The sequence below is a fragment of the Proteus sp. fly-1013 genome, from assembly GCF_040140245.1.
Classification (GTDB): Bacteria; Pseudomonadota; Gammaproteobacteria; order Enterobacterales; family Enterobacteriaceae; genus Proteus; species Proteus mirabilis_B.
Genome location: NZ_JBEEWD010000006.1, coordinates 252,884 through 268,564 on the forward strand (window position 1 = coordinate 252,884; position 15,681 = coordinate 268,564).

Genomic DNA, 15,681 nt, shown 5'->3' on the forward strand with positions numbered 1-15,681 from the left:
AAAATAGAGAATTATTGTATCCAGAACGGATCGTTATTTTTATCTTGATGCCACTGATATTCAATTTGCCATGCTAGTTTTTTAGCAACTTCATGACTATATCTATCGGCAATAAATCCTAAAGCCATATCTGTGCCAGCAGAAACGCCCGATGAAGTGTAATATTTACCATCGATGCACCAACGAGCTTCTTTTTTCCATAATACTTTGTCAGATTGAGAAATAACCCAATCCCATGCTCTTTTATTAGATGTTGCTATTTTATTATCTAATAATCTTGTTTTAGCTAAGAGGGCAGATCCAGTACATACTGTTAAACACCATTGTGAATTTTCAGCTAATGATTTTATTGTGTTTATCATAAGATCATTATTAACTAGGTTGCGAGTTCCCTGACCACCCGGAATAAGAATAACATCAGAATATGCGATAGGTTGAGTTGAAATTTCAATACCTTGACTACTTTTAACTAAACCACCGTTTAATGAAATACATTGCATTTCAATATCATCGATACGCCCAAATATTTCGATAGGACCAAAAGCATCTAACGTTTCAAAATTATCAAAAAGTAAGATATTTATTTTCATTATTTTTCCTTGTTGTGTTTGTAAGATACTAATCTTAACAAGTTATTTGAAAACAAAACTTAAAAACGTAAATGTCTAGCTGCTTTTCTTAAACGATCATCTCCACGTCTATCATAACGTTGAGTCGTCATAATACTGGCATGTCCCATTGCATCTTTTACAGTGACAATATCTTCACCGTTATCAAGCATTGCAGAGGCAAATGTTCTTCGTAGATCATGAGGAGCAAACTTATCAATACCACTTTCTTGTTGTCGAGTTTCTAAAATATAGTAAATGGCTTGATCGGTGATCCGCTCATCGGTGACATCATCAAATCGGCGAATACGAGTGAAAAGAGGGCCATCTCGTGTGCCTCTTATTTCATCAATCCATAATTGAACGCGATCCCAAGTATCATCAGGCATATAAGACATGCGTTCTTTATTACCTTTACCTCTAACAAGAAAAGCTTGATCACGAAATTGAATGTGCTCGTAATTAATAGAGACGATTTCTGAGCGACGTAATCCGCAACCTAATAACACACTTAATATTGCGGCATCTCTTAAACCTTTCGATGAATTGTCTTTTTCACAACTTCTAAATAACGCACGAATTTCACTGCTAGTTAGAGCTCTGCCTTTGGGTAATCGACTTCCTCTTACCGATTTAACTTGGCGGATATGCTGATAACTTTCAGTATCCATTTGTTTCATTGCCCAAGCTTCTAAAGCGACACCTTTTAATGCAGCAAGATAAGTATTGATAGTGGCGGGGGCTTTATTGGCATCAGATAACATATCAATAATAGCTTGAATATGATGTCGACGAAGTGCTCCCCATTGACAATTTTTAAGAGAAGAAAAACCAATCATCTTAGCAACAATAGTTAAAAACGATCCCATTGTTTGACGACTACGTTTTGATCCTAAACTCATTAAATATGCCATTGCAGGATTGGTATGAGCGGGTGAGGTGAATGTTGCATTCAGATCCAATAATGCTTGTTTTTCAGACAAGACTAGCGATGTTTCAGGTGTTAACTCCTGATCGTCGTGGTGAAATTCCACTGTGATTTCCTTATTAAATCAACATAACCATGATGAATATTCTAACAGATCCAAAAAAGAAAAAAGCTACTTTTTCAAAGGATCATTTTAATAAGTAGAAACGATCTTGTTTGTTTTGCCACCAATTTGATTGTTTGATGAGCTTTTTTAGAGCGAATAGCCTTCAAGTTGAGTTAAGGGAAAAAACGGTAATAAATGACGTTAGGAAAAAGAGTAGAGAATAATAAGAGGAAAAGGGTGATTACGCTGTTTTCGCACCCAAAACTTTCACTTTTTATCGACGTGAAAATAATGAAGATTGCAGTAAAAATTGGGTGCGAAAGAATCAATGGCTATTTAAATTACTCTTTGTAAATGGCGACAACGGGTTTTCCATCATTACCAATTGTGCCACGATACATACCTTCAGAGTTAAAACTCATTGTGTAGTTACCTGTTTTATCTAATACGATAACACCACCACTACCATTAATAGCTTTAACTTCATCAAGTGCATTTTGAGCAGCTTCTTCTAAAGGTAAATTTTTATATTTAACTTGAGCTGCGATATTGAAGGCAGTTAATGTTCTGATAAACATTTCACCAGATCCTGTTGCGGATACAGCAACGGTTTCATTATCAGCATAGTTTCCTGCACCAATAATTGGGGAATCACCCACTCGACCATAACGCTTGTTTGTCATTCCTCCCGTAGAAGTTCCCGCCGCTAAGTTGCCATGTTGATCAAGCGCGACTGCACCTACGGTGCCATATTTATAATCGTACATCATAGGATCAACAAAAAGGGCGGCTGTTTTACCATCATGGTCTAAAACAACTTGTTCTTTTTCTATCGCTTTTTGAAGTTGTTGCCAGCGATGTTCAGTTCTAAAATAGGAAGGATCTACAATAGTAAGTCCTTGTTCTTTAGCAAAAAGATCAGCACCATTTGACACCATCATAACGTGCGGACTTTTTTCCATCACAGCAATAGCAGCGTTGATTGGATTTTTAACTGTAGTAACACCAGCAACAGCGCCAGCTTTACGGGTTTTACCATCCATAATAGAGGCATCAAGTTCATTACGACCATCGTGGGTAAAAACGGCACCTTTTCCGGCATTAAATAATGGTGAATCTTCCATAACATTAATGGATTTTTGAACGGCTTCTATACTAGTGCCTCCACTATTTAAAACAGCATATCCAGCATTTAATGCTTCGGTTAGTTTTTCTTTGTACTCTTTTTCTTGTTCTGGCGTGATGGTGTCTTTAGTGATTGTTCCTGCACCACCATGAATAACAAGACGGATCGGCGTATCGGTATTTGCAAAAACAGAGGTAGCAAACAGAGTGCAAAGTGTCATTGTGGCGAGTTTATACTTAATATTATTCATATAACCCTTCTTTTTTTTAATTAAAATTGATTTGATATCATCATATGGATTTTACGATCTTGATCTTAAATTCTAATTAATTGCATCAACGTACTTTGATAACTAACTGCAATAATCACTATATAAAAAGTTTAAGACATAAGTGGTCTGAGCACCCAACTTTCTTTTTAATTTATCGATCTTCATCATGTAATAGTTTGTTTTTATTGTTTTATTATTTTCAAATAAAAAAATCAATATGTTGTGTGTTTTTAATATTTTTTGCTTAATGAAGGAAATAAATATAAATCGTAGCTAATAATGTTTTTTTAAAAACAAAAATAATAATGTTATTTTTACTTTTTGTTTTTATTTTATATGATGAAATTTAAAATATAAAATTTACTAAATTATATAATAAATACAGTTTTTGATGGTTTTAAATTAGAGAGCAACTCAATTTAAAATTGAATTTTTATGAAAAAATTAAGCGACATTTTAATATTAATGAGTACTTGATAACGTTTTGTTACTATTTCATTTGTATTTGAATGTAACGAAAATGGATTTTCTATATACAATTTGTGTGTTTCCTCGAATAATCAAAAATAGATGGTGGATTATGTGATAAAAGTACTACATTAATTTGAGTTAAGGCTCTATTATAATGACATAACATTTATAATTCATAAGGTTAGCATTTAAAATTTTATTTTTTTATAGTGAGTGCGTTCGCTTTATCAATACAAATGAACTATTTTTAAATAGATATAAAATAAAAAATTTAATACGTCTCATTATTTAACTATTTTCTTACATACAGCAGATAAACATATTTTTGGTATTCTTTTATGGCTAAAGGAAGGTTAAATAATTTATATGAAAAATCAAAAAAAGAGTCGTTTTTTTGTTTATAGCATCATTCTCGTCGCAGTTGTTGCTGCGGGAGTTTTTGGGTGGAAATCTCAAGCACCAACACTTCCTTCAGGATTTGCTCAAAGTAATGGGAGAATAGAAGCAACAGAAATTGATATTTCAACGAAAAGTCCGGGAAGAATAGACTCTATTTTAGTTCAAGAAGGTGATTTTGTTAAAGCGGGTGAAGTGTTAGCAAACATGGATACTCGAACACTTAAAGAACAACTTCATGAAGTTCAGGCTCAATTAAACCAAGCAAAAAGCAGTGTTGTTACTGCGCAATCTGCATTATCACAACGTAAAAGTGAACAACTTGCAGCCCAAGCTGTCGTTCGTCAACGTATTGCGGAGCTTGATGCCGCACAAAAAAGACTTAACCGCTCTCGTGCATTAGTAAAAACGAATGCCATTTCTATTCAACAATTGGATGATGATATTGCAAGAACAGAAGGTGCAAGAGCGGCGGTTGAAGCCGCTAAAGCTCAAGAAACCGCAACTATTGCTGCAATAGAATCGGCTAAAGCGGGGATCATTCAAGCCAATACAAAAGTGGATGCAGCTACGGCAACCGAAAGACGTATTTTGGCGGAATTGGATGACAGCATTTTAAAAGCACCGCGTAATGGTCGTGTTCAGTATCGTGTCGCAGAGCCTGGTGAAGTTTTAGGTGCTGGCGGTCGTGTATTAAATATGGTCGATCTAAGTGATGTTTATATGACTTTCTTTTTACCAACAGAAGCCGCGGGTAAAGCTGCATTAGGAAGTGAAGTTCACATTATTTTAGATGCCGCACCACATATCGTTATTCCTGCTAAAACAACCTATGTTGCTAGTGTCGCTCAATTTACACCCAAAACCGTTGAAACGGATAATGAGCGATTAAAATTAATGTTCCGTGTAAGAGCTCGCATTGCACCTGAATTACTTGAAAAACATCTTGAATATGTGAAAACAGGTTTACCGGGTCGTGCTTATATTCGCTTAGATAACAACCAATCTTGGCCAACTGATTTAGAGGTGAAATTACCACAATGAGTCAAACAATGAGAACGCAAAGTCATTCTCATATCATTGAATTGACTCATGTATCCCAACATTATGGCGATACCAAAGCGCTTGATGATGTGACATTGGCTATTCCTGCTGGAAAAATGGTCGGATTAATTGGCCCTGATGGTGTAGGGAAATCGAGTTTGATCTCTCTTATTTCTGGTGCGAGAGAAATTCAAACAGGACAAGTCATTGTTTTAAACGGTGATATGAATGATGTTGAACACCGAAGAGCCGTTTGTCCTCGCATTGCTTATATGCCTCAAGGATTAGGTAAAAACCTTTATCACACACTTTCTGTTTTTGAAAACGTTGATTTCTTTGGCCGTTTATTTGGTCAATCAAAACAAGAGCGGGCTGAACGTATCAATGACTTACTTGAAAGTACCGGTTTAGCGCCGTTCCGCGATAGACCTGCGGGTAAACTTTCTGGGGGAATGAAACAAAAACTAGGTTTATGTTGTGCGCTTATTCATGATCCAGAATTACTGATCCTTGATGAACCTACTACTGGGGTTGACCCTTTATCACGAGCACAATTTTGGGAATTAATTAATCGTATACGTAAGCGTCAAAAAAATATGAGTGTATTAGTTGCGACCGCTTATATGGAAGAAGCTGAACGTTTTGATTGGCTGGTTGCTATGGATGCAGGAAAAATATTAGCAACAGGTCACGCTGATGAATTAAAAGCCCAAACTCATACTGATGAACTAGAAGCTGCTTTTATCGAATTACTACCAGAAGAGAAAAAGAAAGATCACCAAAAAGTTATTATCCCGCCAAGAGATAAAAGTGACGATGATACTATCGCCATTGAAGCACAAGATTTAACCATGCGTTTTGGTCAATTTGTTGCCGTAGACCATGTCAGCTTTCGTATTCCTAAAGGAGAAATTTTTGGTTTCTTAGGATCGAATGGTTGTGGTAAATCAACCACCATGAAAATGCTAACTGGTTTACTTGAAGCAAGTGAAGGGCGAGCATGGTTATTTGGTCAAGAAGTTGATCCTAAAGATATCGAAACTCGCCGTCGTGTTGGTTATATGTCACAAGCATTTTCACTTTATAGTGAATTAACTGTACGCCAAAACCTTGAGTTACATGCCAAGCTTTTTCATATTCCAGAAGAGGAAATACCTCAGCGTGTTAAGGAAATGAGTGAGCGTTTTAATTTAACTGACGTCGAAGAAATAATGCCCGATGGTTTGCCATTAGGTATTCGTCAGCGTTTGTCGCTTGCCGTCGCTGTTATCCATAAACCTGAAATGTTGATCCTTGATGAACCCACTTCAGGGGTTGACCCCATTGCGCGAGATATGTTTTGGAACTTGATGGTTGATTTATCTAGACGTGACGGTGTCACTATTTTTATCTCAACTCACTTTATGAATGAAGCGGCGCGTTGTGACCGAATGTCATTGATGCATGCAGGTAAAGTATTAGTGACAGATACACCTGCGAATTTAGTTAAAAATAGCCAATTTGATACCCTTGAGGAAGTCTTTATTGATTACCTTAAAAAAGCATCAGGTGAGCAAGAAGCACCTGAACTTGATGAAAAAAGCCTACAACTTCCTGCATCTAGTCATGAAAGTGCTGAAAAAGCATTAAAACAGCGATTTAGTTTACGACGTCTATTTAGTTACAGTATTCGTGAAGGTATGGAGTTACGCCGAGATCCGGTGCGTCTTACTTTAGCGTTATTAGGTACGGTGATCCTAATGTTTATTATGGGTTACGGTATTAGTTTGGACGTTGAAAACTTGCGCTTTGGTATTATGGATAGAGATAAAACAGGGCTAAGTCAGGCATATAGCCAAAATCTTTCAGGCTCTCGTTATTTTATTGAAAAAGCACCAATCACAGACTATGACCAACTGGAAAAGCGATTGCGTAGTGGTGATATTACTGTTGCGATTGAAATTCCACCTAACTTTGCACGCGATGTTGCTAAAGGTCATACAGTAAAAATAGGTGTTTGGATTGATGGTGCAATGCCTAATCGGGCTGAAACTGTTCGTGGTTATATTCAGGCAATGCATTCAACATGGATGCTTGATATGGCTATGCGTCAACCCACTAATGTAGTTGATAAGTTGGCACCTATTAATATAGAAACTCGCTATCGCTATAATCCTGATGTAAAAAGTTTACCCGCAATTGTACCCGCAGTTATCCCACTTTTATTAATGATGATCCCTGCAATGTTAAGTGCGTTAAGCGTCGTTCGTGAAAAAGAGCTTGGTTCTATTATTAATCTTTATGTTACCCCTATTACCAAAGCAGAGTTTTTATTAGGTAAACAATTTCCTTATATCTTATTGGGTATGTTTAACTTTTTTATGCTCTGTGCGCTTTCGGTCTTTGTATTTGGGGTGAGTTTTAAAGGGAGTATGTTAACGCTTTCTTTAGGGGCATTACTCTATATCACTATTGCCACAGGAATGGGATTACTTATTTCCTGTTTTATGAAAAGCCAGATTGCTGCTATTTTTGGTACTTCAATTATTACATTAATTCCAGCAACGCAATTTTCAGGAATGATTGATCCTGTTTCGTCACTGGAAGGTATCGGCAAATGGATAGGGCATATTTATCCTACATCTCACTTTTTAACTATCTCAAGAGGGACATTCTCTAAAGGATTAAACCTTTTTGATTTACCTTGGTCTTTTATTCCTTTGCTTATCACTATCCCAATTGTTATTGGGTTGAGTGTCTTTTTCTTGAAAAAGCAGGAGGCTTAAATGTGGCGCACAATCCAAAATGTGTTTAATTTAGGCGTAAAAGAGCTACGCAGTCTCTCTCGTGATAAAGCGATGCTGGCATTAATTGTGTTTGCTTTCACTGTATCAATTTATTCATCAGCGACTGTTACTCCCGGCTCATTACATCACGCTCCAATTGCCGTTGCTGATCAAGATAAATCACAGTTATCTGCACGTATTGTAAATAGCTTTTATATGCCTTATTTCTTACCTCCAGCTGATATTACTCCTGAGCAAATTGATGGTTTGTTAGATAGAGGGGCTTATACCTTTGCGCTCGATATTCCGCCTAATTTTCAGCGTGATCTTTTAGCCGGTCGTAAACCTGAAATACAAGTTAATATTGATGCAACGAGAATGAGCCAAGCTTTCTTAGGTAATAGCTATATTCAAAACATTGTCATGGGTGAAGCAAAAACCTTTTTAGCGAAAAATAGAACCAACGATCCACTACCTGTTGATTTGGAAGTTAGAATGAGTTTTAACCCAAATCTAACACAATCTTGGTTTGGCTCTGTTATGGCAATTATCAATAATATCACGATGTTATCGATAGTATTAACGGGGGCTGCATTAATAAGAGAGCGAGAACACGGTACCATTGAGCACTTACTGGTTATGCCAGTAACGCCTTTTGAAATTATGCTTTCTAAGATATGGTCAATGGGATTGGTTGTATTATTGGCATCTGCGATGTCACTGGTATTAGTCGTAAAATCGCTACTTCATGTTCCTATTGAAGGCTCTGTTTTATTGTTTATGTGTGGTGTTGCTTTAAGTTTATTTGCGACAACCTCAATAGGCATTTTTTTAGGAACAATGGCACGTTCAATGCCTCAATTTGGTTTATTAATGATTATGGTATTGTTGCCATTAAACATGTTATCAGGAGGGATGACATCACGAGAAAGTATGCCTCAGTTTGTACAGGATGTAATGCAAACAATGCCAACCACACACTTTGTTAGCTTAGCTCAGGCTATTTTATATCGTGGTGCTGACTTCTCTATTGTGTGGCCACAATTTATTATCTTAATTGTTATTGGTTCAGTATTTTTCTCATTAGCATTATTACGTTTTAGAAAAACCATTTCGGCGATGGCCTAATAAATTTAAATATTAATCGATAAATTAACCTATTTTCTTCTATTATTAAATATAGAAGGAAATGGGTTTTTTATTAATCTAATTATTTCAATTTGGTGTTTTTACTTAATAATGAACTTTCAATAAATAACATTCACTAAGGTAAATAATACATTTAAGATAAGATATTAAGTAAAATCCATTAATAAACAACCTTATCCATCATTAGAGTAATGAGATTAATATATTTTTATTGATTACTTTAAATGTATTTTAAATAAGGCTAATTTTATGAAAATAATAAGAATATTAAAAACGGTAATAAGAGAAAGAAAAGTTAATAAAGAAGAACAAATTGGTATAGATATAATGGATATTAAACCAATTAGAGATAAATTATATTTACCTTATTCTATAAATGCTTGGTATACCACAACGCTTAATGAACCGATAACGTTTATTCAACTTCCTACTGCTATATCTGGCTCTCAGATTTTACTTCATATGACGCAAGGTTCAGGTGCAAATCAAGTCGTTTTTATTGATGAAGTATTATGGCCTTTAGGTCGTAAACCTCTCTTATCATGGAATAAAGATGCTATTGATATGATTCAATTTATTGCCCTCAACGGAACGTGGTTAGGGCGATTTATTGGTGGAGGTATGCATGTATCAGAATGACAATTTAATGTCTGTCTATAATTTGTTATTTGGGCATCAACGTTTTCTAGATAATAATACCGGTTTAACAATAGATAGAAGTAAACAGCATTTTGTTTTTAATCCTGATGGTGTTTTATCAAATAATAGACATACAATCGGATATACACGTTTAGAGTCACAACCTAATGGAGATGCAACAACTGAAGGTCAATCTTTACAAATATTGGGTTATCTCTATGTATATAAAGCAACAAAAGATAAGTATTGGCTAGATAGGGCAATCTGGTGTTTTGATGCCTATATAAAATATTTCTATCAAGAGCAAGAAATACCCGATCCACCCCATGATAGATGGTTAAGCCAATGGATTATTAATGGCAAAGAGCCTACTTTATCTAATTGGCCAATTAACTTTGATGAACCCACTAATTCAGGATTTATTGATACTGAAATCATGTTTGTTAATGGAATATGTCAAATACCACACGGCGCTCCTTATTGGGGAGAATATCTTGATATCGTGACACAAGCTTATCGTGGCGTATTATCTTATCCCAATATAAATGCCCGAGTTGTCGAACTGAATAATGATGGAAGTATTAATTGGAGCCAAAAGGGTGAGTCTGTTGAATTAGCATGGTTGATTGATTTATATGGACGAAAAATTGATAACCAAGGTCATATTTTAGAAGAAAAAGCTATTGAACCTAAAGGCTATGTAAAAATGGCATCGCCAATTAATGGATTATGGAAATTGTGTCATGCCAATATTCAACCTGTTGAACAAGGCGGCTTTCTGATAACACGAAATATGGCATGGCATAATCGACCACTCAATATTCCTATTATCGATAAACGAAATTATGGTAATGCTGCTGATGCTGAAGAATGGTTTTTAGAGGCAAGTTATACATTATGGAAAATAACGAACGAACGCCGTTATTGGTTAGCTTGGCGAAACAGTGCATTAATGTGTATGCGATATGCGAATATTGATTCTAACGATAAGTTTTTCAGGCAATCGACCACTGAATTAAGTCCATTCACTGATGGGATTTCCTATGAGTATCACTACCCCAAGAGCCGTCATATCTCTCTTGATAGAAACAAACAAGGTTTTATTCGAATAGAGACAGATGGAAATGCAGTAGTGACTTTAGAACAACAAAGTATTTCAAAGAAAATTGATCAGAACTCTAAAATAACTATTAATGTAGGGGGAATCGATAAAAATAAAGTACCATTAAAAGTCAGAATTAATATGGATACTATTTCACAAAGAAATAGTAATGTTGTGAAAAATTGGTTTTTACACCTTCCTCATACCGCTATTAATAATGACGTTATAAAGTATGAATTCAATGTAAGTTCATTTATTCAAAAAAATGAAGATATTGAATATCTTACAGTTAATGATGTGGGATATATTAAACTCGATGAAGATATCAAAACTTCATTTGAGTTCGAAGATAATATTATTGATGGTCGTTCAGCCGTTGTACAACATGTGCGACTCAAAGAGAACAGTAAAATAATGGTGGGTTTCTGGTTAACAAATGAAGGAAAGGCGATACCAACATCATTTACGTATAAATTGGATAGAGATAAATGGAAAATCATTATTTACGATGCTGATTTCTGGCGTTGGTATTGGATATTACCGATGACAGAAGGCCAGTGGTCTACTCTTCAATTAACGCCTGAAGCACTTATATTAATGGATTATCAGCCTTATTATTCAGGCAATGAAATTAAACCCACACATCCGGATTTAGAAGCAGTCTCTAGTGTCACTCTTGCTATTTATGAACTTGAAGAAGACGATAGTTCAGAAATCACTTGGTATTGCTTTAACGATATACCAACTCATTTTAATGATCTTGATAGTTGGACACATAAGTTTTCAATCACTCTATCCGGTAATGATAGTTTTGAAGGGCTGATTGGTGATTGTGACATTAGCTATAATGACCTCAATAAGCTCGCATATACACCCGGCGTTATTCCTTTCTCCAATAATTCTACCAAAGATTCATCTCAATTTGATTCATGGCGTGGATTACCTTATCCCGGTTATCAACATCCATTTATTTATATTTATGAAGAAAATGCGCAGATACATTTAGAAAATATGTGTCAGTTTCTGTTTGATGCTCAGAAAGCTTATGAAGATAAATTTAAGATAAAAGGACCCGTCGCGATGGCATATGTGTGGAACCGATGGGATAACATTGAGTATGGTGAGGCAGATACTTTTATTTTTAATCATTGGGGTAGTGATGCATGGGCAGGCTATCAACCTCGTGCATTCGCTTCTGCTGCCAGAGCGTGGTATGAATTAGTTTTATGTCAGAAAAGCATTCCTGAAAATCTTATTCAATTTACAAATAATTGGGTTGATTATCTTATTCATTTCTTTGAAAAAGTCGGCGGGTTTCCTTGTGAATTTCCTGCTGATTCGCCACCGTCAGAAAATCGAAATTTTGTCGGTCATATGACAGGATTATGGCTGTGTGGCCTCTGTTTTGCTTCTTTGTCTGGATGCAAAAATAACAAACTAGATTGGATCATTGAAAAGTCTGTTACTGAACTTATTGAACACTATCACGTGGTGTCTCCGACAAGCCCAATGAATGGGAGTTGGTCTCCTGCGGTAAGAAAAGGAAGTGATAATGGGATGTTTTATGGTTTCTGGTCAGGTGAGATCTTACGGGGATTAGGTATGTATATATTGTATAAACAAGAAAGCTGATTAATGAATAAATTAACCTTGCTTATTTTCCTATTACCCTCAGTTACGGCATAAATCGATAGCCGATCCCTGTTTCTGTAATTAAATGCACAGGACATGCGGGATCGGTTTCTAGTTTTTGGCGTAAATGACCCATATAAATGCGCAAATAGTGGCTATGTTCAACGAAATTAGGACCCCAAACATGTTGCATTAAATGCCGTTGAGTAAGCACTTTTCCACTGTTATTAACCAATTCACTTAGTAAACGAAATTCAGTCGGCGTTAAATGAACGGGTTCACTTTGACGAGTGACAATACGATTAACCCAATCAATCGTAATATCACCAAAAGTAAATTGTGTATTCTCGCTTTCCTGTTTAACAAAACGGCGTAGTGACGCTCTGACTCTGGCTAATAACTCACTAATACCAAAGGGTTTAGTTAGATAGTCGTCCGCTCCTGCATCAAGCGCTTTTACTTTGTCTTGTTCCGAATCCCGAGCTGAAAGTACGATAACGGGGGTACTACTCCATTGGCGAAAGTCTTGAATAAAACAGAGCCCATCTTTATCAGGCAAGCCAAGATCAAGAATAACTAAATCAGGTTTTCTTGATGCGGCTTCAATTAATCCTCGTTGGCATTCACTGGCTTCATAAACACGAAATCCTTCGTTCTCTAAAGCAAGTCGAACAAAGCGTAAGATCTCTTTTTCATCTTCAATAATTAAAATGTTATATGGAGTCACTGTTTTATTTCAATCTCATCAATATCAGGGAGTGATTTTAAAGGTAAAACAAAGTGGAAACTTGCTCCAGCTTTTTTATGGTTTTCAGATAAATTATGGTTTTCGGCCCAGATTTCACCTTCATGTAAGCGAATAATCGCGCTACATATTGCTAAACCTAACCCAACACCAGGAATTGCGGATTCTTTTACTGCGCGTGAAAATTTATTAAAAATAAGTTGCAGTTGGTCAGTCGGAATGCCATTGCCTTCATCCCACACTTCAACATGAATTTTAGACGTTTCAATATAGGCTCTTACGCCTATTTTTGTGTTTGATGTCGTATATTTCACTGCGTTTTCAAGTAAGTTTGTGATAACTCGTTCAATTAAATTGCCATCACAATACAGCAATAAATCAGCAGGAATATCAATTTCTAATGGATGTTTATCAAGTAAATAAGAGAGAGAACGAATAGCGCTTCCTGTAATTTCTTGCAGTGAATTCCATTGTAAATTCACTTGAATGCCACCAGATTGAATACGTGCCATATCAAGTAAATTATTGACTAAACGCGAGGTTGTAAGGATTTGCTGTCGAATTTGATTAACTTGTTCTGTATGCGATGAACCTTCAGCACTTAAATCGAGAAGCAAAATCTCTGATTGCCCAAAAAGCACTGTAAGCGGTGTTTTTAAATCATGAGAAAGTGCCGCTAATAATGCATTTCTTAATTGTTCTCGTTCGATATTAATTCGAGATTGTTCTGCAATTTCAGCTTGTTGCAATCGTTCGAGTGCATTAGCAATTAAACCATTAAACGTTTGCAATAGCTGCTGTTGTTCCGGAATAAGCAATTGGCGAAGATTATTCGGCTCAATGGCTAAAATGGCTAAAACTTGTTGAGAAGCCGTGATCGGATGTAATTGGTAGGGAACACTGGGTAACGTATCTGTACCAGCACCTGCAATTTGGTCTTTATCACAACACCAGCGTGCAATGGCATTATCAATAGGTAAATTCCCCATACCTTCAGCATGAAAAGGCGTTAATTCACCTTGTTTGTTGGGGAGCAATAAGCAAACTTTGGCATCAAATGCACTAGATAAAAAATGGTAACTAGTACGAACAACGTCTTGTAACGTTACGGCTCGCCCCAGCTCTCTTGTCATTTCAAATAAATGACGAGTGCGTTGTTCTCTATAACGAGCAACACGTGTTTGATAACGCATACCCGCAGTTAAATTACCGACCACCAATCCTACAATAAGCATGACTGTAAAAGTGATCAAATATTGCATATCGAGTACAGCAAGCGAAAAGTGAGGCTGTACAAAGAATAAGTCAAAACTAATAACGTTGATTAATGCTGCAAAAATAGAAGGGCGACGGCCAAAAAAGAGTGCGATTAATACAACACCCAATAAATAGAGTGTCACTAAATTGGCTTTATCAAGTGCTAATAGAAATGTGCGAGAGAATAAGGTGATCGCTAAACATATTCCTATCGCTGTAAGATAACCTTTTATCTCTTGTCGCCATTTCTCATTTTGTAGTGGTGCTGTTTTGGTTTTATAACGGATCTCCTCGTCATTAAGAGCAACACTGATAACATGGAGGTCGGGTGCATAGCGTGCTAGTTTTTCTGCAAACCGCATCCGTATCCAGCGTTTTAACCATTGCCATTTTTGATAAGCACGTTGGCCAATAATTACTTTTCCAAGATTATGTTCTCTGGCGTAACGGATCACGGCTTTTTCAGCTTGGTTATCAGAAAGGATCGCGGTTCTTGCACCTAGATGTTGTGCCAGTTTTAAAGAGTGCAAAATTGCCCGGCGTTTATGCTCACCAATTTGATGAAGTTTAGGGGTTTCAACATAAATAGCATGCCATTGGCAACCAAAAGCGGCAGCATAACGGGCTGCCGTGCGAACTAATTTGTCGTTACCGCCATGAGCACCGAGACATACCATCAAACTATCTGTGGTGTGCCAAACAGGGGATGCTCCTTGGCTATCTCGAAACTCTTTAACTTGTGTATCAACTCTATCTGCCATACGACGTAAAGCTAATTCTCGTAGTGCGATTAAATTACCTTTACGGAAAAAATGTTCGATGGCACGTTCTGCTTGTCCGGCTAAATAGACTTTGCCTTCATGTAAACGTTGTTGCAGATCATCTGGCGGTAAATCCACCATAACAACTTCATCAGCACTATCAAAAATATAGTCAGGGATCGTCTCTTGAACACGAATTCCTGTAATGCTTCCCACAATATCATTAAGACTTTCAATGTGTTGTACGTTTATTGTGGCAAGTACATCAATACCCGCATCTAACAGTTCTTCCACATCTTGCCAGCGTTTAGGATGTCGGCATTTATGTGGATTACTAAATGCCAGTTCATCCATTAAAATCACCGCTGGATGTCTGGCTAATGCGGCATCTAAATCAAAGGCTACAAGCTTTCTACCATGATGATGAATACGTTGTGGTGGTAATAAAGGTAATCCATGAAGTAACGCAGCTGTTTCTTGTCGTTGATGAGTTTCAACAACACCAGCAAGCACATCAATACCTTGCTGGTGGAGGCGTTGGGCTTCTTGTAGCATGGCGTAAGTTTTTCCTACACCAGCACAAGCGCCAAAAAATATTTTTAGCCGCCCACGAGTTGTTGTTCGCGTTGAAGCGAGTAAATCATCGGGTGAGGGACGTTGCCACTGCTTTTCGAGTTCCAT

General features: G+C 36.6%; 10 protein-coding genes. 5 read left to right on the forward strand and 5 right to left on the reverse strand.

What is annotated here, in order from left to right; genetic code table 11:
- Nucleotides 1-11: 11 nt before the first annotated feature.
- From ABN236_RS13390 to ABN236_RS13400, 3 genes are all read right to left on the reverse strand, one after another.
- Nucleotides 12-590, reverse strand: coding sequence for a DJ-1/PfpI family protein (locus ABN236_RS13390; protein ID WP_349474200.1), 579 nt, complete (start codon nucleotides 588-590; stop codon nucleotides 12-14).
- Nucleotides 591-649: 59 nt separating this feature from the next.
- On the reverse strand, nucleotides 650-1,642 hold the full coding sequence (locus tag ABN236_RS13395) for a tyrosine-type recombinase/integrase (protein ID WP_349474201.1): 993 nt from the start codon (nucleotides 1,640-1,642) through the stop codon (nucleotides 650-652).
- A gap of 341 nt (nucleotides 1,643-1,983) precedes the next feature.
- Nucleotides 1,984-3,018, reverse strand: coding sequence for an isoaspartyl peptidase/L-asparaginase family protein (locus tag ABN236_RS13400; RefSeq protein WP_311754851.1), 1,035 nt, complete (start codon nucleotides 3,016-3,018; stop codon nucleotides 1,984-1,986).
- 858 nt (nucleotides 3,019-3,876) lie between these two features.
- Here ABN236_RS13400 and ABN236_RS13405 point away from each other — a divergent pair.
- From ABN236_RS13405 to ABN236_RS13425, 5 genes are all read left to right on the forward strand, one after another.
- Entirely contained in the window at nucleotides 3,877-4,950 is a 1,074-nt protein-coding gene (locus ABN236_RS13405) for an HlyD family secretion protein (protein WP_349474202.1), read from the forward strand.
- 8 nt (nucleotides 4,951-4,958) lie between these two features.
- On the forward strand, nucleotides 4,959-7,715 hold the full coding sequence (gene rbbA / locus ABN236_RS13410) for a ribosome-associated ATPase/putative transporter RbbA (RefSeq protein WP_349474242.1): 2,757 nt from the start codon (nucleotides 4,959-4,961) through the stop codon (nucleotides 7,713-7,715).
- Nucleotides 7,716-8,843, forward strand: a complete 1,128-nt coding sequence (locus tag ABN236_RS13415; RefSeq protein WP_109402322.1) for an ABC transporter permease — start codon at nucleotides 7,716-7,718, stop codon at nucleotides 8,841-8,843.
- Between the two features lie 270 nt (nucleotides 8,844-9,113).
- Complete coding sequence (locus ABN236_RS13420) at nucleotides 9,114-9,503, forward strand: hypothetical protein (RefSeq protein ID WP_088495526.1); 390 nt, start codon at nucleotides 9,114-9,116, stop codon at nucleotides 9,501-9,503.
- A complete protein-coding gene (locus ABN236_RS13425) occupies nucleotides 9,490-12,237 on the forward strand; it encodes a phage tail protein (protein WP_349474203.1) in 2,748 nt (915 codons plus the stop codon). Before ABN236_RS13420 ends, ABN236_RS13425 begins: the two co-directional genes overlap by 14 nt.
- Before the next feature lie 43 nt (nucleotides 12,238-12,280).
- On the opposite strand, the gene kdpE is transcribed toward ABN236_RS13425, so the two are convergent.
- Nucleotides 12,281-12,964, reverse strand: coding sequence for a two-component system response regulator KdpE (kdpE, locus tag ABN236_RS13430; RefSeq protein WP_088495528.1), 684 nt, complete (start codon nucleotides 12,962-12,964; stop codon nucleotides 12,281-12,283).
- Complete coding sequence (kdpD, locus tag ABN236_RS13435; protein ID WP_349474204.1) at nucleotides 12,961-15,681, reverse strand: two-component system sensor histidine kinase KdpD; 2,721 nt, start codon at nucleotides 15,679-15,681, stop codon at nucleotides 12,961-12,963. Before kdpD ends, kdpE begins: the two co-directional genes overlap by 4 nt.